The 258-nt window shown below is 32.6% G+C and carries 1 protein-coding gene; it reads left to right on the top strand.

Annotation, left to right across the window (positions count from 1 at the left end; translation table 11 throughout):
* Positions 1 to 69: 69 nt before the first annotated feature.
* Positions 70 to 258 (top strand): hypothetical protein (locus Q4550_RS23645; RefSeq protein ID WP_303536697.1); only part of this gene is annotated, 189 nt, incomplete at its 3' end.

The raw sequence follows: 258 nt of genomic DNA, 5'->3' as shown, positions 1-258 counted from the left end.
ATTTAAGGCTAGCTGGAAAACAATCAACTATTTATTTAAATAGTACATAATCATGTAGGAGGAAAAAGAATGGGAACAATTTACAATCTGGAATATGATTATTCGACAGAGAATGGTCAATCAATCGTATTTTCCAAAAAAGACAACAAAAAATTAACGGCAGATGATTTAAATGCGGTTCAATTGAAGATGATTCAGTCTAATCGAATACCACATATGCTGCCAATGTCATTGGAGCATATTGACCTGGTTACAAAG

It is taken from the genome of Anaerobacillus sp. 1_MG-2023, from assembly GCF_030547345.1.
Classification (GTDB): domain Bacteria; phylum Bacillota; class Bacilli; order Bacillales; family Guptibacillaceae; genus Guptibacillus; species Guptibacillus hwajinpoensis_B.
The sequence above is the reverse complement of the archived record's forward strand: the minus strand, read 5'-3'. Positions and strand labels throughout refer to the sequence as shown.